Genomic DNA, 19,278 nt, shown 5'->3' with positions numbered 1-19,278 from the left:
TCCGGCTATTTAATCGTTAGGAATCAGACTGACGGGAATAAGTGCCAGATTTTCGTTACGGCGTTCGATATAAGGACGATAGTCATAGCGCGCACCGGGAAAACCGATCATCTTCCAGCCCACCATATTTTTATTACCGCCATAAATCGGATCGGCCAAATAGCTTTCACGCGCGTTTTGCAGCATTAATTCAAACAGCGCCTGGCTATTAACGTCTGCTCCTAAATCAATTTTGCCGTCTTCCATCTTTGTCAGAAATTCATCGATCTGCTGCGCAGATAAGGTATGCAGTGAGGCCTGATGATGTTGCTGTGCCCACTTTTCCAGCGCCGCTAAGCCGGTTAAATAGCGCGCTTTCGGTGGCGTGAGAAATTGCGGGCTGCCCATCAATGCTTCTTCATTTTCCGGGTGCAGCGGCGCCTGTAAATAGAGCGCTGCGCCAGAACCATAATCACCCGCTAATTGGTTATCGAGGAATTCAATCGCGCCCGCTTCACTGGCGGATGGGCCAAGATCATCGGCGGGGATCAGACGATCAAAAATGGCCGCCAGGTTTTGTCGATCCAATGGGTTGGTGAGTACCTGATAGCCGTCTCGCCATGCCGGCTGGGGCAAGTGATCGGAGCTGAGTTGGGTCTCCAGCGGGACGTTATGCAGCTCTTTGGCGCGCAGCTGCGGCGCGACGGCGAGCGATGCAACAATGCCGCTGAGTGAAAAGAGCGCTTCTCTTCGGTTCATACTTCTTATCCCTTAATCATTCCATCCTCAGATGGACACCACAGATTATTATTTACAGAGCACGACGTTCTAAACTGACAGACGCAGTGATGCCCAATGCAAATAGCGCTCAGGCGTCATCGACGAATCCACGTTCGTTATTATTTTTTGGCAGAAGGTATTAAAATACGCATCGCGCGTTGCAATAGGGCCAACGCGCTATTTATCAGGCTGGAGGTTTTCCGCGCCATGGCAAATAAGCTTCATGGGAAACCCGTTAATCGGGCTCCCTTTCTGTTAATTAATATATTTATTCATATCATCAATGCAGTGACGGGAAATATCCCACAGGTCATCTTCCCAGTTATGCGGGCTTAATAATTCTGGCGACCAGACGCCATCGTATCCGGTAGCCTTCACAGCTTCGACCCAGGCGGCAATATCCACATCGCCTTCACCCGGCGCATAGTTACGTTGCACCCATTCGTCCCAGGCCTCGCCCGGTTTAGCCGCGCGGCCATCGCAGAAATGCACGCCGTAAATCAGATCTTTATCCATGCGCGCCACTTCCGCTGGCGTGGTAGCGCCGCCCGCATGCAGATGCCAGAAATCCACTACCACACCCAGGTTATCTTTGCCGCTCTGTTTGATCAGATCGAGCGCGTGCTGCAGTGAGTTGAACGCGGTGAACGCCACGACTTCAATCTGGAATTTGATGCCGAGCGGCGCACCGATATCGGCAATCGCGGAGATGTTGTCCAGCAGGATGGCATCGCGCTCGGCATTAGTCAGGTGATCAAGTTCGGTCAGCGCCATGATTTGCACCACTGGACAACGCAGCTCCACAGCGGCCTGGCAGATTTTTTCCGCTTCGCGCAGCAGCTCGGCTCGCGCTTGTGGCTCATGGCGACCAATGCGTTTCAGTGCATTGATGCAGGTAATCTCGATGCTGTATTTCGCCATCAAATCGCGGTAGGCGGCATAGCTGCCACCGTTATCCAGATAGCGATACAGATGTTCTGGCAGGATTTCTAATCCGCTAAAGCCCGTTTCATGGGCGATGCGTAACTGAGTGACGGCATTGCTGTACCAAACAGACACGCCATGCAACGACAACTTCATCTCTCCTCCTTGTTACCTCACGGCTTCAGGTGAGAGCGACGAACACGCAATTCTCCCTGAGACCAAACGCCACCTGGAGTGGCACGTCCATCAATCAGCCGGTTTAAGGCTTCTGTGATGATCAAATCAATACGCTGGCTGAAGCTGGTGAGCTGCCAGCTCGGCAGACTGGCTTCATCGATGTCATCAAAGCCCACCACCGCCATAAATTTATTGCCTGCACCTTCGCGCAGTGCGGCTAATGCACCGAGTGCCAGCACATCGTTTTCACAAAATAGCGCTTCGATGCGCTGATCGGGCGCTTGCGCATTTAGGTAATCGGTTAACGCCGTATAGCTACACTCGCGGGCATAAGCGCCTGCCGTCAGCAACACGTCGAGCTGCAAGCCTGCATCGTTCAGCGCGAGCTGAAGGCCCTCCAGACGCAACGTGTGGTGGCTTCTGGTGGCGGGTCCCATCATGTAACCGATGCGCGTATAACCCTGTGCCAGCAGCAGTTCACCCAGCTTTTTGCCCGCATGTAAGCCATCAATGCTGACCACTTCAATGCCAGGCTCATCATTGTTACGGCACACCTGCACTAACGGAATGTGGTGCATCTCGCGCGCAACGGCGATTAATTCATCACTCAGCACCGTGCCGAGAAACAGCATGCCATCAACCTGTAACTGGTCGGCCAGCGAAAGCACTGCGCGATAATTTTCGCCGCTGCCGATATTCAACAGCAGCGCCATATAACCGCGCTGTTGCAGCTGGCGGGTGACAGTGTCGAGCATCAGCATGGTGTGCGGATTTTTTAGCTCGTCGATCACCACGCCAATAATATGTGTCTTCTTTTGCGACAGGCTGCGTGCCAGCAGGTTAGGGCGATAGCCCAGCTCGCTGGCAATGGCCATGACGCGTTCGCGCGCTTTGTCAGAAATTGACGCGCCCGGCGTAAAAGCGCGCGAGACCGTCCATTTCGAGACGCCTGCCAATCGCGCAACGTCGCTGGCGGTGGCTTTATGTGATTTTTCGGTTGGTTTACTCATAGCACCTGCGTAGGGGTATTAGCGGAAGACCCCCAGCATTGAACGTTAAAGCCAACGGAAAATAAACACCTGAGCGCACGCATTTGGCGCAAAGCGCGACAAATAATCTTGTTTTTATGATGTTGCGATTATGTTTGATCAATGCACCCGATTGCAACATTTTTTGCAATCGGGTGCATTGCACTAAGATTTTGTGATCGATTTCGCTGATTTGCACTTTGCCAGATTGACGGGAAAGTCAATATCGCAGACATTTCGCTCAGTTTAACGCGAAAAAATGGCGTTTATACTCATGAGTGCAGGCTTTTTTGCACCCGGTAACAAAGTTAATGTTAGCAGAATAAATACCCTCGAATCTTACTGCCACTCATTTTGCACCCGGGTGCAAAATTAACAGGAGTTGTTATGCTCAACGGTGAAAAGAGTATCCCACGTCCATTGCGCTGGGCCATGATCGGCGGCGGTCGCCTAAGCCAGGTTGGCTATAAACACCGTTCTGGCGCCCTGCGTGATAACACCGCCTATCAAATGGTGGCGAGCGCGTTTGATATTGATGCCGAGCGCGGTCGCGATTTTGGCGTCAATCTCGGTTTGGCGGCAGAACGCTGCTACGACAATTATCAGCAACTGCTGGCCGAAGAGGCGAAGCGGGAAGATGGCGTGGAAGTGGTATCGATTGCCACGCCAAATGGCACTCACTATGAAATCACCAAAGCCGCTCTGAATGCTGGTATTCACGTGATTTGCGAGAAGCCGCTGTTTTTCACCTGTGCCGAAGCGCAGGAAATCAAACAACTGGCCGCGACGAAAGGCTTGATCGTTGGCGTGACGTACGGATTCTCTGGCCATCCGCTGCTGATGCAGATGCGCGCGATGATCGCTAATGGCGAAATTGGTGATGTGCGCATGGTGGAGTTGCAATACACCCACGGCTTTAGCGCCAATGACAGCGCCGACAAGTTCAGCGAAGCGCAGAAATGGCGGGTCGATCCCAAAATTGCCGGACCTTCGTTTGTACTTGGGGATATCTCTACTCACACCTTCTACATCTCACAGCTGGTGCTGCCGCAGCTGAAAGTGAAATCGCTGCTGTGCGATCGCCAGAGCTTTATTCCGTCACGTGCGCCGCTGGAAGATAACGCGATGGTGTTGATGCATTACGACAACGGTGCGGTAGGGCGCATGTGGGCGTCCTCCATCAACGCCGGTTCGATGGACAGCCAAAGCATTCGGGTGATTGGTTCGCGTGCCAGCCTGGAGTGGAGCGATTACAACCCGGGCGAGCTGAAGTATGAAGTGCAGGGCCAACCGAATCAAATTATGCATCACGGCATGCCGTATCTGCACGAAAGCGCCCTGGCTGATGAACGTCTCGGGGCGCTGCATACCGAAGGGCTGGCGGAATCCTGGGCCAATATCTATCTCAAATTTGCCATCGCCATCAGCGCCACGCAACGCGGCGACCAACAGACGCTCGATAACCTGATCTATCCGGACATCAACGCCGGGATTGAAGGTGTGCGCTGGATCGAAAACTGCGTGCGGTCTGCGGATAACGGCGCGAGCTGGGTTAATTACGAATAAGGAATGCCATGAAACTCTCTTTTTGTACCGATAGCCTGGGTCATCTGCCGTTTGAACAGATGCTGGATAAACTGCTGGAGCTGGGGGTTTACGGCGTTGAAATGACCACCGGTGGCTGGTCCCCGGCGCCGCATCTGCGCACCGAAGCGCTGCTGGGGAGCGCGACGCAACGGCAGCAGTTGCTGCAGGCGCTGGAGAGTCGCGGCATGTCAATTGCAGCGCTGAATGTGTCGGGAAATCCGCTCGATCCGGGCGAGTTGGGCAATAAGCACAAGCGCGATACGGAAAACGCGCTGGTTTTGGCCGGTGAATTGGGCGTGAAGAAAATCGTCATGATGAGTGGCCTGCCGCCCGCTAGCCCGCATGACACCATTCCCAACTGGATCACCTACACCGTAAGCTGGCCGCCCACGCTGAAAAACTGCCTCGATTATCAGTGGAATGAAGTGGCAATTCCTTACTGGCAAGGGCTGGTGGAACGTGCCAAAGCCAGCGGCGTCGAAAAGTTTGCACTTGAAAACTTCAGCTCGATGCTGGTGTGGAATCCGGAAACCCTGTTCCGTCTGCGTAATGCGGTAGGCGATATAGTCGGGCTGAATCTCGATCCCAGCCATCTGCTGTGGATGGGAGCCGATCCGATTGCTGCCGCGCGCGCGCTCGGCCCGGCGATTCATCACTGCCACGGCAAGGATGTGCGACTGGAACGTGGGCTGGTGAACATTAACGGCTTACTGGAAACCAAACCGGTGGAAGACGTTGCCAACCGTGCGTGGAACTATGTTGCAGTGGGCTGCGGCCAGGATCTGCAGTGGTGGAAGGAGTTCTTCTCGGTGGTGCGCATGATGGGCTATAACGATTGGGTATCGCTGGAGATGGAAGATCTTACCATGTCGGTGGACGCCGGCATCACCTCCTCGATTGCGGCACTCAAGCAAACCCTTAGCCAGTAAGGTGCAATACACGGCGGGTTTGCGCTCGCCGTGTGCTGTACTTCCTCCAGCGCCTGCCTGATAATTCGTACTTATACGAACCATTGAGAGGCAAGCCATGCTGGAAAATCACCCACCGCGCGCTGATATTCGTCTGGAAAATGTACTGGCGGCATTGGGCAATCCGATGCGCATGACGGTAGTCAGCATTCTGGCGGATGGCGGTGAACATACCTGCGGGTCGCTGCTGAAAGGCGTATCGAAATCGACCTTGACCCATCACTGGCGCGTGCTGCGCGAGGGCGGCATTATCTGGCAGAAACCGTCCGGCCGGGAAAACCTGCTGTCGCTGCGACGCGACGATCTCGACGCGCGTTTTCCCGGTTTACTGGATTCGTTATTGAGTGCCACTGAGCAAGATGCGCTCACCACCGCCACGCTGAATGAGTTCCACGTTAAATAACCCGCGCGCGGCCCGCCAGCGTAGCCACCACCATCTGCAACGCCGCAATCACTAATAGCAACATTAGCGGCCACTGCCAGCTGCCGCTGACGTCATGCAGCAGGCCAAAGCACAACGGTCCGAGCGCCGCCAATCCATAACCGACGCATTGCGCCATGCCCGATAATTTCGCGGCCTGCAGATGATCACCAGTGCGCAGATTAAACAGCGTCAGGCAAATCACCATTGACGCTCCCGCCCCCAGCCCCGCCAGAATCAGCCACATTAGCGCGTAGTTCGGCGCAAGCAGCAACCCTGCTACGGCCGCAAAGATTGCCAGTGACGCGAGAAAACCGATTACGCGCTGATCGCGCATTCTCTTCAAGGCGCTCATGCAGGCCAGATTCGAAACGATCGCCACTATCTGATACACAAACAGCATGCCGCCGGCTTCCAGTTGACTGATGCCGCTGTCTTGCGCGAAAGGGGTGAACCAGCCAATTAAGGTGTAAAACACCAGCGATTGGCAAGCCATAAACAGGGAAACCTGCCAGCCTAATGCGGCGCGCCAGGGCGATCGCGTGGGAGCGGCGCTGGCTGTACCTTTTTTCTGAGTGGCGGGCTTTCTCAAATACGGCAGCCAGGCGAGCAGCGCGACTATCGCCGGAATCAGCCATACCGCCAGCGAAAGACGCCAGCCTGCGCTGCTCAACTCTGCCAGCGGCACGACAACGCCAGACGCGATACTGGCGGTAATCGCCATGGTCATTGCATACAGCCCAATATAACGCGCGGTATGCTCGGTGAAATCACGCTTAATTAGCGGCGGCAGAAGCACATTGGCGGCAGCAATACCGGAGCTGAGAATTACGGTGCCGGCCCACAGGGCATTTTCACTGCCGCTAATGCGCAGCACCGATCCCAGCGTAATCAGCAGCAACGCGCCCCATAAACTGCGCTCCAGACCAAAACGATTGCCGAACCACGCAGCCGGTGGCGCTAAGGTGGCAAACATCAGCAGCGGTAAGAAGTTAATCACCCCCGCCGCGCTGGCGCTCAGGCCAAACGTCAGACGAATATTTTCCAGCACCGGACCGACCGCCGTAATCGGCGTGCGCAAATTGGCCGCCGTCAGCAGCAGCAAAAAAAGGAAAAAACCAGAACGACGTAGGGCAGGATTCGCAGATAAAGCGGTATGGGTCATATTTTCGCACCATAGCAATGAGGCAGACCAGGTCTGCATATGGTGCGTTGGTTGACGTTAACGCTTACGCAGCGGCGGCAGGCCGCTGAAAGGAGGGCAATACTAACGAGGGGATGTGCTGATGTAAAGTTCTCAGAACCCATCGAAGATAAAATCAATCGAATCTTTAATGCGCTGTCGATAAACATGCGCATCCATAACTTGATCGCCGAGAAGTGATTCGCGTACGCTTGCCATTTCGTGGGTCATGACTAAGTATTCCTCACCTTCAACAGTAATCACCGGATTGAGTCGCTTCACCTGGTTTTTTTTGAATAGATTAACGGGATAAAGTGGAATAACGATTCGCGAGGCCAGCTCGCCGATAATCTCGCTTTGGGCATCTATCAAAAAAGGGTATTCGCTATTCTTGTTGGTGTTGCGATAAATGAAATATTGCATTGCTAAAACGTCCTGTATTCATCCGACAATAATCCATGTTCTTCAGTGATGCGGTTCAACTCTTGTAAACCTTCGCTATTTTCACGCTTCCATCTTTCTGCTTCTGTTGCTCGGATCTCATGTTGCAAAGCTCGGGAGAGAATTGCTGATAGATTAAGGCCAGCTTCTCTCGCTTGTTCAAGCAAAGTGGGTTCAAGTGTCACACTGACTGTTTTTTTTTGTCTTACAGTTGTAGATGGCATAATTTCCCCGTGTACATTACACGTGTATAAACATGTGTGATGAGTATGTGTGATGTTTGCTGATACTTCAATGCGCGCCTCCCATAAACCTGAAAAACTCAATCATCTTACCTTGCGCCATCCGCTATCCGCGTCCACCTTTAGTATTTCCCCCTTTTTCCACAAATGGACGAACAATGCTCTGGTTATGGAACGCGCTTATTCTGTTAGCGACCGTGATGGTGATGGAAATCGTCGCGGCGCTCTCGCATAAATACATCATGCACGGTTGGGGATGGGGTTGGCATGAATCACACCACGAACCGCACAGCGGTAAGTTTGAGCTTAACGATCTCTACGCAGTGGTATTTGCAGTGCTGGCGATTGTGCTGATTTATGTCGGTGTGCAGGGCTTGTGGCCACTGCAGTGGATTGGCGCTGGGATGACCACTTACGGCGCGCTCTATTTCATGGTGCACGATGGTCTGGTACATCAACGCTGGCCGTTTCGCTACATCCCGCGTAAAGGCTATCTCAAGCGCCTGTACATGGCGCACCGCATGCATCATGCGGTACGTGGACGTGAAGGCTGCGTATCATTTGGCTTCCTGTATGCGCCGTCGCTTAACAAGCTACAGGCCACGCTGCGGCAGCGCCACGGACGCAAACTCAACGAGGACGTTGCCACAAATCAGCCGGACGCGGCTCAGGACGAGCCACGCGTGAAGTAATGGCGGAACCCGCGCCTTTCACCAGCAGCGCCAGTTTTTCCGCCCGGCTGGTGCGCTGCCGAGCATCCCAGGCGTGCGCACCGGCCTGCTGAACTTTTACCCCAATTTCGCGATAAACGCCGTGTGCGGTGGCAATGGCCCACGCCGAACGCAGCGGCAAACCCGGCAAGCCGGATCGTGCCGAATGATAGTAAGGTTCCGCTTCCGCCACTAAGCGCGCCGCCAGCAATGCCAGCGCGGTACGATGTTGCGGATCGCCAAGCATTTCGGCACGTAATCCAGCCTGCTCGAGCCAGGTTTGCGGCAGATAGCAGCGGCCGTTTTGCGCATCTTCCACGATATCGCGAGCAATGTTAGTAAGCTGAAATGCCAGCCCTAAATCGCAGGCGTGATCCAGCACCGCTTCATCGCGAACGCCCATCACGCGGGCCATCATCAAGCCGACGACGCCCGCGACGTGGTAGCAGTAGCGCAGCGTGTCATCGAAGGTTGCGTAGTGTTCATCGCGCGCATCCATGGCGAAACCTTCCAGATGATCAAACGCCAGCTGCTGAGGCAACTGGTGGATGATCGCCACCTCCTGAAAAGCCTTAAACGCCGGTTCATCCATGTGGGCACCGCTGTAGGCGCGACGCGTTTCAATCTGCAGATGGTGCATGCGTGCCTGCGCATCCTCCACCGGGTGTTGCGTGCCCCCTTCGCCTAGCGTTTGTCCATCAATCACATCATCGCAGTGGCGGCACCACGCATACAGCATCAGCGTGCTGCGGCGCGTTGGCGCATCGAATAATTTTGCGGCGGTGGCGAAACTCTTCGAACCTACCGCCATGGTTTGCGTGACTTGCTCAAGGAGTGGCTGACGGTTCATTGGTGGCGATCCTCCAGCATTAGCTGGGCGGTGGCCTTGGCCGATCCAATCACACCCGGCACGCCCGCGCCGGGATGCGTGCCCGCGCCAACCAAATAAAGATTGCTGATATCAGCATCACGATTGTGCGGACGGAACCAGGCGCTTTGCGTCAAAATCGGTTCCAGCGAAAACGCCGAACCGTGATGGGCATGCAGCGTGTCGCGAAAATCAAACGGGGTAAACATGCGGTGTGTCACCAATTGCTGACGTAGTCCCGGCATATAGTGCTGCTCCAGATAAGCAAAAATTCGATCGCGCAAGCGCGGTCCTTCCTGTTGCCAGTCGATGTCAGCGGTGCCGAGATGCGGCACCGGCGCTAACACATAAAAGCTGCCGCAGCCCGGCGGTGCCAGCGAAGGATCGCTGCTGCAGGGCGCGTGTAAATAGAGCGAAAAATCCTCTGCCAGCTCGTTGCTGTTAAAAATTTCATCGATCAACTCGCGGTAGCGCGGACCAAAACACACCGTGTGATGCGCGAGCTGCGTATGAGGCTGATTTAGGCCAAAATAGAGTACAAACAGCGAGTTGCTCATACGCTTACGCTTCAGCGAGGTCGCCCGCTTGCGGGCGTGCGGATGCTGGCGCAGCAGCGTGTCGTAGGTATGGACCACATCGGCATTTGAGGCCACGGCGGCGGCGGCGAAACGTCTGCCATCCTTGAGCTCAACACCGCTAATCCGCTCACCTGTGGTTTCAAGCTGGCTGACTTCGGCATTCAGCAGCAGTTCGCCGCCGAGATCTTCAAACAGTCGCGCCATGCCTTTGACCAGCGCGCCGGTGCCTCCGCGCGGAAACCACACGCCCCATTCACGCTCCAGCGCATGGATTAAGGTATAGATCGATGAGGTTGCAAAAGGATTACCGCCGACCAGCAATGAGTGAAAGGAAAAGGCCTGGCGCAGGTGATCGTCCTGAATAAATTTCGCTACCATGCTGTAAACGCTGCGCCAGGCCTGCAAACGACCCAGCTGCGGGGCGACGCGCAGCATGTCGCGAATATGCAAAAACGGCACCGTGCCGAGTTTCAGATAACCCTCTTTAAACACCTCGCGCGAATAGGCGAGAAACTGGCGATAGCCAGCGACATCCTGCTGGTTGAACGTGGCAATCTGCTGCTCGAGCAGCGGCTGATTGTTATCGTAATCGAGTTGTTTACCATCTTCCCAGCACAGGCGATAGAACGGTGTCACCGGCATCAGTTCGACGTAATCACTGAGCGATTTTCCTGCCAGCGTGAACAACTCTTCAATGGCGCTGGGATCGGTGATCACCGTTGGCCCGGCATCGAAGGTAAAACCTTCATCCTCAAACACATAAGCGCGTCCGCCCGGTTTATCGCGCTGCTCCAGCAAGGTTGTCGGCACGCCCGCGGCTTGCAGGCGAATCGCCAGCGCCAGGCCACCAAAGCCTGCGCCAATCACGTAAGTGCGTTTCATTTTTTCTTCCCTGTATTACCTGAAGTCATCAATAGCGCGCGCAGCGCTTCGCCGATAGGCACCGGCGGTTTGCCGGATAAAATTCGTGCTTTGTCGCGCAGGCGCAGTCGCCCGGCGTAAAAGCGGCTAATCAGTCCGGCGTCGAGCCGGTAGAAACGTTGCATCACGCGCCAGCGCTGCTCGGGACGTCCGGCGAGAAACAGCATGCGATTCAGCAGTCGGAAAAAGCGCTGATCGCGCCACTGCTGACGCGCAAAGCGTTCGATCTGCTGGCTGATCGTGCTGGCGTCGCCGGGCAAGCTGCGGGCAACCCGCTCTGCCAGCGCGACCGCTGACGGCAATGAATAGCCAGTGGTGGCGTGAAATAATCCGGCACGCAGCCCGCTGCTGGGCTGGTCGCGCTGTTGCTGCCAAAACCGGTCGATATCACCGCTTAAGGTAATGGGTAACACGCCATGCTCTTCACGCAGCAGCATGCTGAGCTTCCAGCCTTGCTGCGCGGCATAGTCGGCGAGATGTTGGCGTACACCGTTTTCGTCCAGCGTGGGTTGATTAACGTAGTAGGTGTCTTCAATCAATAGGCGGTCGGCGCTGAGCGGCAGCGTGTAGACGAAACGGTAGCCCGCTTGCTGGTCGACGGTGGCATCCATCAATATTGGCTGCTGCAAACCATGCGGCTGTGCCAGCTGCCACTCTTGTCCGACAAACACCTGATAACCCAGCTGAAGATGCGGCGTTGACTGCAAGCCGCGACCATCGATCACCACCTGCGCATGAAGTTCGCGGCCATCTGCCAGCGTCACCTGCGTAGGTGAAACCACGCTTACCGGCGCGTTACACCACAGATCGTCGCCAATGACGTCTTTCAGCTGGCGAGCAAAATCGCTTGAGAAAATCGAACAATACTCACCATGCAAGGTACGACGCAGCGTGGGAAAACGGACCTGATAACCCGGCCAGCGCACGGAAATCAGCGGTTCCAGCCAATTCAGCTGTTCAGCAGTGAGATCGCTGCGATGAAAGGACCAGGTATGATTTCCCGCCGGATGCGCGTTGCTCTCCAGTAGCAGGCAAGTCAGTTGCGGTTGCAGCTGGCGCAGGCGCAGCGCAATCAGGCCATTCGCCAGTCCGGCGCCGACCAGAATCACATCATACTGCGTACGCATTAGGTGGCCTCCGCGAGCACAACTTGTTGCTGGCATAACGCTTGCTCGACGATATCCGCCGCACGATGACAGCCGCCTGCGCGCTGCAGCTGCGCCTGAATCGCGGACATGCGTAGCACATAGCGCTCGTCGTTTAGCAGCTGGTGTAAATGACGTTCCAGTTGCGGGACGCGGCTGAAACGTGAAGCGCGGCGGCCCACGCCGTGCCACTCAATGCGCGCCGCCACGCCGGGCTGGTCAAAGGCTATCGGCAGCGCCAGCATTGGCGTGCCGCACTCGAGTGCTTCCAGCGCGCTATTCAAGCCAGCATGAGTGATAAACAGCTGCGCATGCTGCAGTGCCGCGCGCTGATCGACGAAATCGGTCACCCACGCGGCACCGGCCAACTCAAGTTGGTGCACCTGATGCGCATTCAGGCCACCGCAATGGGCGATCACCAACGACAGCCGCTGCTGGCGGCACGCCTGTGCCAGACGCACAAACAGCCGCATACGGTGGCCCTGCAGCGTACCAAGCGAGGCATACACCACCGGCTGGCGCAGCGCTGGCCAGGGCGCATTGAGCGGGGCAGGCGAAATCGGGGCGCGCAGCGGGCCCACCGCATGAAAACAGGCCGGCAAATGTTGACGCGGAAAATCAAACGCGGGCACCATCTGGCTAATTTGCGCCAGCGGCGACAGGCACTGATGCAAACCGCTGCGCTCGGTTAAGTTAAACGCGCGTGCATGTTTGCGGATCACCTCGCCGTGACGCCGCATAATACGATCATAGATATCGCTGCTGGCCTGGAAACGTTTCAGCGCTTTCTCGTCCTGGGCAAAGCGAAAGGGCATGACCGCCAGTGGAATGCCGGCTTCACGATTGACCGGCAACGCGCAGGCCACCGACACAAACGGCAGACGTGAAGCCTCCGCGACCAAACCTCCCGCCGCCTCCATTTCATCCGCGATCACACCATCAATCTTTAATGCCTTTAATACTGCCGGTAGCTCGCGGCACAGCATGTCGGTAGTGCTGGCAAGATCCCTGATCACGCGAAACAGCGATAAGCCGCCCGGCGACGCCAGGCGATGCAACACCGGCGCCAGCGATCCGGCAGGATGCGTCTGCTGCCCGACGGCAACAAAATCAATACGTTCGTCGCTGAGCAAGGTGCGCGCATCGGCTTGTTGAATAAACGTGATGCGATGGCCGCGCGCCAGCAACGTTTGTGCCAGCGCCTGCAAGGCGTGAAAGTGGCTGTAAAGCGGCGGTGCAATCACCGCAAAGTGGCCCACGGGCGGAGCCGCGCTCAGTTGAACATCGCCAGCTGTTGATTAAACAGGGCGTGCATATATTGGCGAGTGGCGATGCCGCGATGGCAGGCGCTGGCGAGATGCGCATCAGCGCTGCGCAGGTGATCGCGCAGGCGGCGTTCCGCACCATCAGCACCAAGCATTTGTACGAGGGTGGATTTGCCCTGATCCTGATTCACATCTTTTCCAGTGTGTTTGCAGCCATCGGTGAGATCGTCGAGCAACTGAAAAGCTTGACCCAAATCCTGAGCGATGAGGCTGAGACGTTGCCGCACCTGCGGCGCAGCATCAGCGGCAATCGCCGCCATTTGCAGCGTGGCGCGAAACAGCACGCTGGTCTTCAATTCATTGGTTAGCGCGATGGCTTCCGGGCTGCGGCTCTGCGCGCCTTCATGCAGATCCTGAAATTGCCCTTGCACCAATCCTTGCAGGCCAACGGCGGAGGAGAGTTCAGCAATCGCCTCGGATTTGTGCTGCGCGAGCAAACCGGGTGCAATCGCAATCACTTCAAAAGCGCGGCTAAGCAGGGCGACGGCCGCCAGAATCGCCACGTTTTCACCAAATTCGCGATGCACGGTGGGGCGACCACGCCGCATCTGCGCGTTATCCATTGATGGAATATCATCAAGAATCAGCGATGCAGCGTGCACCATCTCTACCGCGCAGGCGAGATCGAGAAGACCATGTTGAGTCAGCTCGCACCCCATGTCGTGCGCGGCCAGCATCAGTAATAAAGGTCGAATGCGTTTGCCCTGCGCCAAAGTCCCGGCCCGCATGGCGGCACGCACGCGATCGGCAGGCTGACCCGCAGGCAACAAATGCTCAAGATGTGCCTGTAAATTTTGCTGCAGCTGAAGAAGTTCGCTTTCCTGATGTGCTGTGGTATCGACATGGGCGGTCATCGTGGCTATCCATGGTTGGTGAAATTTTTATGCTTTTTGATTAACCGTAGACTGCGTAAGGTGAGTTCGCCAGCGGGCGCCGCGTGGTCGAAAGATTTAGAACACCCCACGGGTAGGATTGACTTAAATCTGAGCTGCTTCACGTTGTGATCGGTATCGGTTCTTTTCGTTTATTTCGAATATTGTTTTTTTCGTTTGTTTCGATTACTATTCGCTCATTAAAACCCGTGTTAATCACTCACTGCTAGTTGGAAAACTTATGAAAAACTCAATTCTGGATAACGTGAGCCTCCCGGCTCCGAAGGAGATTGAGGCTGCTTTGCGTGGGCAGAGGGATCTCGCGACTTATCTTTCCACCAAACTGGAAACGCAAAAAATATCCATTCAGGATGTGCATAACGAGACACATTACATCGAACTTCCTACGTCGGCGCTAACGCTGCTGATGTCGGTGTTGGGTGAATTGGCTGTAGGAAATGCAGTTCAGGTGGTTCCTGTACACGCTGAATTAACAACGCAGGAAGCGGCGAATATTTTAAACGTTTCACGTCCACATCTGGTGAAACTATTAGAAGAAGGTCAGATTCCATACCATAAAACAGGTCGCCATCGTCGCGTACTCTTCGCTGATCTTATGAATTTCAAAGAAAAACGCGCCCAAGAGAGCAATGATGCAATGCAAGCGTTGGCTGACCAGGGCCAGGAACTTAATTTTTACTAATGAACCATTCACCTTTTGCCGTCGTGTTGGATGCATGTGTTTTATATCCATCCACGTTGCGTGATGTATTGATTCGTCTTGGTTTGACGGGGCTTTACCAACCGAAATGGACCTCAATTATTCAGAATGAATGGCAGCGTAATTTACGCGCAAATCGACCTGAAATAACTTATGAGCAGCTTGCTCGTACTAAGGCGTAGATGAATAAAGCGCTTCCGGATGCCATGGTATCTGGATTTGAGCCGCTAATTCCAGGCATCACACTGCCCGATCCGAATGACCGCCATGTGGTAGCGACCGCTATCAGGGGTAAGGCTGAAATCATTGTCACGATGAATTTAAAAGATTTTCCAGCAGATTTGATGACAGAATTTCACATTGAAGCCCTTCACCCTGACGAGTTTATAATGGATCTCTTCGACTTAAATCAGGCGTTGGTATTGCAAGCAGTGAATGCTCAGCGCGCATGCTTTAAAAATCCTGAAATGTGTGTGACCGATTATCTTAGTTCTCTTTTACGACAAGGTTTACCTATGACAGTAAGTGCTTTAGACAAGTTTCGCTTACTAATTTAACCTCGTTGATTTTGTATTTTTATTAATATTTGAGCCTGTTGCCATAAAATTAGGCAAGATTTCGAGCAAGAAAACCTTGTGCGCTACCAAAACCATGGATACTTACTGTCATTTTTCTCATTCCACGCGATTTATCATTTCCCCTTTTCAGTGTGATCGTATTAGCGAAAAAAGTAACAGCTGCGCCGTAACATAAATAACTCCGTTAGGCTGGTGGCAAATAAATACACCTAATGGAAAATATAATGACAACTTCACAACCTGCCATTTTGATAATTCAGCCGCTGATGCCACAGCTGGATGAAAAGCTAACCCAGCATTTTTACTGCTATCGTTTATATGAACAGCCCGATCCGGCAGTATTTATTGCGCGGCACGGCACAGCGATTAAGGCGATTGTCACGCGTGGCGACGTTGGGGTTGAGACTGCACTGCTGGAGCAGCTGCCAGAGTGTAAAGCGATTGCGGTATTTGGCGTGGGCACCGATCGTATCGACCTTAATTATGCTGCGGCGCATGATATTCAGATCAGTATTACGCGCGATATCCTCACCGATGACGTTGCGGATTTAGCTCTGACTTTGACGCTGGCATTTTCTCGCAATCTGGTGGCTTACCATCAATTTGCGCAGTCGGGTGCCTGGGAAAACAATGCGGTAGCGCTCTCCAGTCGCGCCAGCGGGAAAAGAATCGGTATTGCTGGCTTGGGTGCAATTGGATTAGCCATTGCCCGCCGAGCCGAAGCCTTTGGCATGCAGGTGGCTTATACCGCGCGCACGGCGAAAGAGGTAAGTTATAAGCGTTGCGACAACATTGAGCAGCTGGCAGCATTTAGCGATTTTCTGGTGCTGGCATTACCGGGCAGCGCGGAAAACCTGCAATTAGTCGATGCAAAAGTACTGACAGCGCTGGGTAGAGAGGGCGTGCTGATCAATATCGCGCGCGGCACGGTCATCAATGAAGCGGACCTGATCGCTGCCTTACAGCAGAGAACCATTAAAGGTGCGGCACTGGATGTCTATCCGCAAGAACCGATTATTAATCCGGCGCTGCGTCAATTGGATAATGTGCTATTAACTCCCCATATTGCCAGCGCAACTCATGAAACACGTGCGCAAATGACCAATAATGTACTGGAGAATTTGCTGGCCTATTTCGCTGATGGGAAGATTCTGACGGCGGTATAATTATGATGTCGGTATTCAGATGAAATTCTTATAACCTGAGCCACAATCCTTATTAAGATATCGCAATTCTCATCTGTTTGGGCTGTTATGCTATTGGCACTTTATTCGGGAGCCCATTATGACAGCACAAAAAATTGCAATTATTGGCGGCGGCGTTATCGGTTTAGCGGTGGCGCGCGCTTTAGCTTTGCAGGGCGTTGAAGTCACAATATTCGAACAGCAGCATATCGGTGCAGGAACCAGCAGCACCACGTTCGCCTGGGTTAACTCCAACGGCAAACAGCCGCACAGTTATCACCAGCTTAATGCGCTATCAATGGAAGAGCACCGCAAACTGCAACAGGCGCAGCCGAACGGTTTGCGCTGGCTGGAGACCGGTGGCACCTGGGAGTGGGCCGCGCAGGGCGATGCGCAGCAGCGCTTACTGCAGCGCGCAACGTCGCTGCAGTCGCTTGGCTATGCGGCGCGTGAAGCTTCGCCAGCTGATGTGCTGCGCGATATTCCTGAGCTGCGCGCGCAAGCGATTAGCGGCAGCGTGTGGCATTTCCCCAGCGAATCGGTGTTGCATCCCGCGATTTATCTGGCGCGTTTATGGTCAGAGGCTAAAGCGCATGGCGCGGTGCTGTATCAGCAACAGCGCATCATCAGCATCAGCGAGAGTGCTACGCAAGTTACCCTCCAACTTGAAAACGGCGAGCAGTGGCAGGGCGATCGTCTGGTGCTGGCCACCGGGCGTTGGGCCAATCAGCTGTTGAATTCACTTGGCCTCAATCTGGCGCTACTGGATACCAGCAAACCCAACGCGGTGGCCTGCAGCTTCCTGGTGCGTACCGCGCCGCAACCGCTGTCGCTGCACGCCAATCTTATCTCGCCGCAACTTAACGTGCGCCCGGATGGCGGCGGACGTTTGCTGCTGCAAGCGCTGGAGCTGGATCATCTGGCCGATTCCGCCGCACCACCATCCCTCCTCAGCGATATCGCCCGGCAGTTCCGCGAACGTTATCACGCGTTGTTTGACGATGCTGGCGAGTTGCAGATTGAACAGATCGTGGTGGGGCAACGTGCGCGACCTGCAGATGGTTTGCCCGCGCTGGGTTATGTGACGCCGCATCAGCGCGTGTATGTGGCGGTGACGCACAGCGGAATCACGCTTTCGCCGCTGATTGGCAAGCTGGTGGCTGAGGAGTTGGTCAAGGATGCGGCGAGTGCATTACTGAGTGACTTCCGCCCGCAGCGTCTGTTGGGGAAAAGTGTGGAAGAATTCGCCCCGATCAAACGGAATTTCCCGGCGGCACAGTAAAGCCATTTTCTATTAAAATGATATTTTTATGCCAATTTTGTGTGGCTGAACGCGTTAAGTTGTTACTAATATGTTATTGGTAATGACATTAACTTCTCTTTTAACGCACACGGAGCAAGCATGAAAATTGGCATTGTGGGTTACGGCACCGGCGGCAAAAATTTCCACGCCCCCTTTATCACGGCAGCAAAAGGGCTTGAGCTGGCGGGGATTGTCGCCCGCGCACCGGCAACCATTGCGAAAGTGAAAGCGGATTTCCCCGACGTGCCGATTTACGCCAGCCTGACCGAAATGCTGGCAGCGGGTGTAGATATCGTCACCATCACCACGCCGCCGCAAACCCGCCGTGAGTTGGTGCTGGAAGCGATCGATGCGGGTGTGGCGGTGATTGCCGATAAACCCTTTGCGCCGGATGCCAAAACCGGCCGTGAGCTGGCTGCGGCGGCGCAGGAGAAAGGCGTGGTGCTGGGGGTTTATCACAACCGCCGCTTTGATGCAGATATCCAGACGCTGAAGAAACTGATTGAGCAGCAACGCCTGGGCAAAGTATGGCGTTTGCATAATCGTATGGATCTCGACGAACCGGAAACGCTGGAAGGCGGCCCCAACGGCGGTTTGCTGCGTGATATGGGTAGTCATTTGGTCGATCAGGCGTTATGGCTGCTGGGCCCGGTAAGCAGCGTTTACGCGCAACTGGACATTATTGAGGTGGATGAAGGTCCAACCGACGCCAGCTTCTTCATCACACTCACGCATAAAAATGGCAGCCATTCCTATGTTTCATCCAGCAAGGTGAATCATCTTGTCGCGCGTGAGCTGCGCGTTTACGGCGAGAAGGGAAGCTATCTTTCTCAAGGCACCGATGTACAGGCGCAGGCGATTTTTGCCGGTAAGCGCCCAGCGGATGATTTGGCCAACTGGGGCTTCGAGCAACGCGACCGTTGGGGCACTTTACACCACGCAGAGGGCGACGAAGCTGTGCCGTCGGAGCAGGGCGCCTATCACGCCTACTATGAAGCCTTTGCCGAAGCGGTGCGCAACGGTAACGAACCGCCGGTGACCGCCAAACAAGCCATTGACGTATTGGCGGTACTGGATGCCGCCTTTATCAGCTCGCGGGAAAATCGCGTGGTGACCATCGATTAACCTGATATTCGGTTCATCGGTCGCCATGAATGGCATAATGCCGATTAGTTCAGCGCTGAGCGACTTTCGTTCGCCATTGACTGGAATAGTTTCAGCTATGTTGTGCGGCGACCGAGCAGAGGTCGCCTGGCCGCGCCCTCTGCACTCCCCGGCCCTGCGCCAGCCCATCCCGCCGCTTCGCGGTGCCTTCACTCAATCGCGATTCCTGACGGACCGGC

The 19,278-nt window shown here is 54.8% G+C and carries 20 protein-coding genes; 9 read left to right on the top strand and 11 right to left on the bottom strand.

Annotation, left to right across the window (positions count from 1 at the left end):
• Positions 1 to 9: 9 nt before the first annotated feature.
• From PMI17_RS11895 to PMI17_RS11885, 3 genes are all read right to left on the bottom strand, one after another.
• Positions 10 to 738, bottom strand: a complete 729-nt coding sequence (locus PMI17_RS11895; RefSeq protein ID WP_007889764.1) for a gluconate 2-dehydrogenase subunit 3 family protein — start codon at positions 736 to 738, stop codon at positions 10 to 12.
• Positions 739 to 1,014: 276 nt separating this feature from the next.
• Entirely contained in the window at positions 1,015 to 1,839 is an 825-nt protein-coding gene (locus PMI17_RS11890; protein ID WP_007889763.1) for a sugar phosphate isomerase/epimerase, read from the bottom strand.
• Positions 1,840 to 1,856: 17 nt separating this feature from the next.
• Positions 1,857 to 2,870 carry a LacI family DNA-binding transcriptional regulator gene (locus tag PMI17_RS11885; protein ID WP_007889762.1) on the bottom strand — a complete coding sequence of 338 codons (1,014 nt, stop codon included), beginning with the start codon at positions 2,868 to 2,870 and terminating at the stop codon, positions 1,857 to 1,859.
• Positions 2,871 to 3,275: 405 nt separating this feature from the next.
• Between PMI17_RS11885 and PMI17_RS11880 the strand changes: the two genes are divergently transcribed.
• The 3 genes from PMI17_RS11880 to PMI17_RS11870 all read left to right on the top strand — a co-directional run bounded on the left by PMI17_RS11880 (position 3,276) and on the right by PMI17_RS11870 (position 5,846).
• Positions 3,276 to 4,454, top strand: a complete 1,179-nt coding sequence (locus PMI17_RS11880) for a Gfo/Idh/MocA family protein (protein ID WP_007889761.1) — start codon at positions 3,276 to 3,278, stop codon at positions 4,452 to 4,454.
• Positions 4,455 to 4,462: 8 nt separating this feature from the next.
• Positions 4,463 to 5,404 (top strand): sugar phosphate isomerase/epimerase, encoded by a 942-nt coding sequence (locus PMI17_RS11875; RefSeq protein WP_007889760.1) that lies wholly within the window; start codon positions 4,463 to 4,465, stop codon positions 5,402 to 5,404.
• Between the two features lie 97 nt (positions 5,405 to 5,501).
• The gene (locus tag PMI17_RS11870; RefSeq protein ID WP_007889758.1) at positions 5,502 to 5,846 is read left to right on the top strand and encodes a helix-turn-helix transcriptional regulator; all 345 of its coding nucleotides are present in this window, start codon (positions 5,502 to 5,504) and stop codon (positions 5,844 to 5,846) included.
• On the opposite strand, the gene PMI17_RS11865 is transcribed toward PMI17_RS11870, so the two are convergent.
• The 3 genes from PMI17_RS11865 to PMI17_RS24840 all read right to left on the bottom strand — a co-directional run bounded on the left by PMI17_RS11865 (position 5,839) and on the right by PMI17_RS24840 (position 7,712).
• The gene (locus PMI17_RS11865; protein ID WP_036621002.1) at positions 5,839 to 7,029 is read right to left on the bottom strand and encodes an MFS transporter; all 1,191 of its coding nucleotides are present in this window, start codon (positions 7,027 to 7,029) and stop codon (positions 5,839 to 5,841) included. The two genes, PMI17_RS11870 and PMI17_RS11865, sit on opposite strands and share 8 nt — an antisense overlap.
• A 132-nt stretch (positions 7,030 to 7,161) precedes the next feature.
• Positions 7,162 to 7,470: a CcdB family protein gene (locus PMI17_RS11860; RefSeq protein ID WP_007889750.1), complete on the bottom strand. Its 309-nt coding sequence runs from the start codon at positions 7,468 to 7,470 to the stop codon at positions 7,162 to 7,164.
• 2 nt (positions 7,471 to 7,472) lie between these two features.
• Complete coding sequence (locus tag PMI17_RS24840; protein ID WP_071531055.1) at positions 7,473 to 7,712, bottom strand: type II toxin-antitoxin system CcdA family antitoxin; 240 nt, start codon at positions 7,710 to 7,712, stop codon at positions 7,473 to 7,475.
• Between the two features lie 176 nt (positions 7,713 to 7,888).
• Here PMI17_RS24840 and PMI17_RS11855 point away from each other — a divergent pair, with 176 nt between their 5' ends.
• On the top strand, positions 7,889 to 8,422 hold the full coding sequence (locus PMI17_RS11855; RefSeq protein ID WP_007889748.1) for a sterol desaturase family protein: 534 nt from the start codon (positions 7,889 to 7,891) through the stop codon (positions 8,420 to 8,422).
• Here PMI17_RS11855 and crtB read toward each other — a convergent pair.
• Genes crtB through PMI17_RS11830 form a run of 5 tightly spaced genes read right to left on the bottom strand, consistent with a single transcriptional unit; the run spans position 8,361 to position 14,131 of the window.
• Positions 8,361 to 9,290 carry a 15-cis-phytoene synthase CrtB gene (gene crtB, locus PMI17_RS11850; RefSeq protein ID WP_007889746.1) on the bottom strand — a complete coding sequence of 310 codons (930 nt, stop codon included), beginning with the start codon at positions 9,288 to 9,290 and terminating at the stop codon, positions 8,361 to 8,363. The two genes, PMI17_RS11855 and crtB, sit on opposite strands and share 62 nt — an antisense overlap.
• Complete coding sequence (locus PMI17_RS11845; RefSeq protein ID WP_007889742.1) at positions 9,287 to 10,768, bottom strand: phytoene desaturase; 1,482 nt, start codon at positions 10,766 to 10,768, stop codon at positions 9,287 to 9,289. Before PMI17_RS11845 ends, crtB begins: the two co-directional genes overlap by 4 nt.
• Positions 10,765 to 11,934, bottom strand: a complete 1,170-nt coding sequence (gene crtY, locus PMI17_RS11840; protein WP_007889740.1) for a lycopene beta-cyclase CrtY — start codon at positions 11,932 to 11,934, stop codon at positions 10,765 to 10,767. The genes PMI17_RS11845 and crtY overlap by 4 nt, the downstream gene beginning before the upstream one ends.
• Complete coding sequence (locus PMI17_RS11835) at positions 11,934 to 13,211, bottom strand: glycosyltransferase (RefSeq protein ID WP_007889737.1); 1,278 nt, start codon at positions 13,209 to 13,211, stop codon at positions 11,934 to 11,936. Before PMI17_RS11835 ends, crtY begins: the two co-directional genes overlap by 1 nt.
• Positions 13,212 to 13,225: 14 nt before the next feature.
• A complete protein-coding gene (locus PMI17_RS11830; protein ID WP_007889734.1) occupies positions 13,226 to 14,131 on the bottom strand; it encodes a polyprenyl synthetase family protein in 906 nt (301 codons plus the stop codon).
• Between the two features lie 259 nt (positions 14,132 to 14,390).
• Here PMI17_RS11830 and PMI17_RS11825 point away from each other — a divergent pair, with 259 nt between their 5' ends.
• From PMI17_RS11825 to PMI17_RS11805, 5 genes are all read left to right on the top strand, one after another.
• Entirely contained in the window at positions 14,391 to 14,852 is a 462-nt protein-coding gene (locus PMI17_RS11825) for a helix-turn-helix domain-containing protein (protein ID WP_007889732.1), read from the top strand.
• Positions 14,853 to 15,052: 200 nt separating this feature from the next.
• Positions 15,053 to 15,427 carry a hypothetical protein gene (locus tag PMI17_RS11820; protein WP_007889728.1) on the top strand — a complete coding sequence of 125 codons (375 nt, stop codon included), beginning with the start codon at positions 15,053 to 15,055 and terminating at the stop codon, positions 15,425 to 15,427.
• 245 nt (positions 15,428 to 15,672) lie between these two features.
• Positions 15,673 to 16,614 (top strand): 2-hydroxyacid dehydrogenase, encoded by a 942-nt coding sequence (locus PMI17_RS11815; protein WP_007889726.1) that lies wholly within the window; start codon positions 15,673 to 15,675, stop codon positions 16,612 to 16,614.
• A 118-nt stretch (positions 16,615 to 16,732) separates the two neighbouring features.
• Positions 16,733 to 17,914 (top strand): FAD-binding oxidoreductase, encoded by a 1,182-nt coding sequence (locus PMI17_RS11810; RefSeq protein ID WP_007889724.1) that lies wholly within the window; start codon positions 16,733 to 16,735, stop codon positions 17,912 to 17,914.
• Positions 17,915 to 18,034: 120 nt separating this feature from the next.
• On the top strand, positions 18,035 to 19,060 hold the full coding sequence (locus PMI17_RS11805; RefSeq protein WP_007889722.1) for a Gfo/Idh/MocA family protein: 1,026 nt from the start codon (positions 18,035 to 18,037) through the stop codon (positions 19,058 to 19,060).
• Positions 19,061 to 19,278 lie beyond the last annotated feature (218 nt).

The sequence above is a fragment of the Pantoea sp. GM01 genome, from assembly GCF_000282675.1.
GTDB classification, from domain to species: domain Bacteria; phylum Pseudomonadota; class Gammaproteobacteria; order Enterobacterales; family Enterobacteriaceae; genus Pantoea; species Pantoea nemavictus.
The sequence above is the reverse complement of the archived record's forward strand: the minus strand, read 5'-3'. Positions and strand labels throughout refer to the sequence as shown.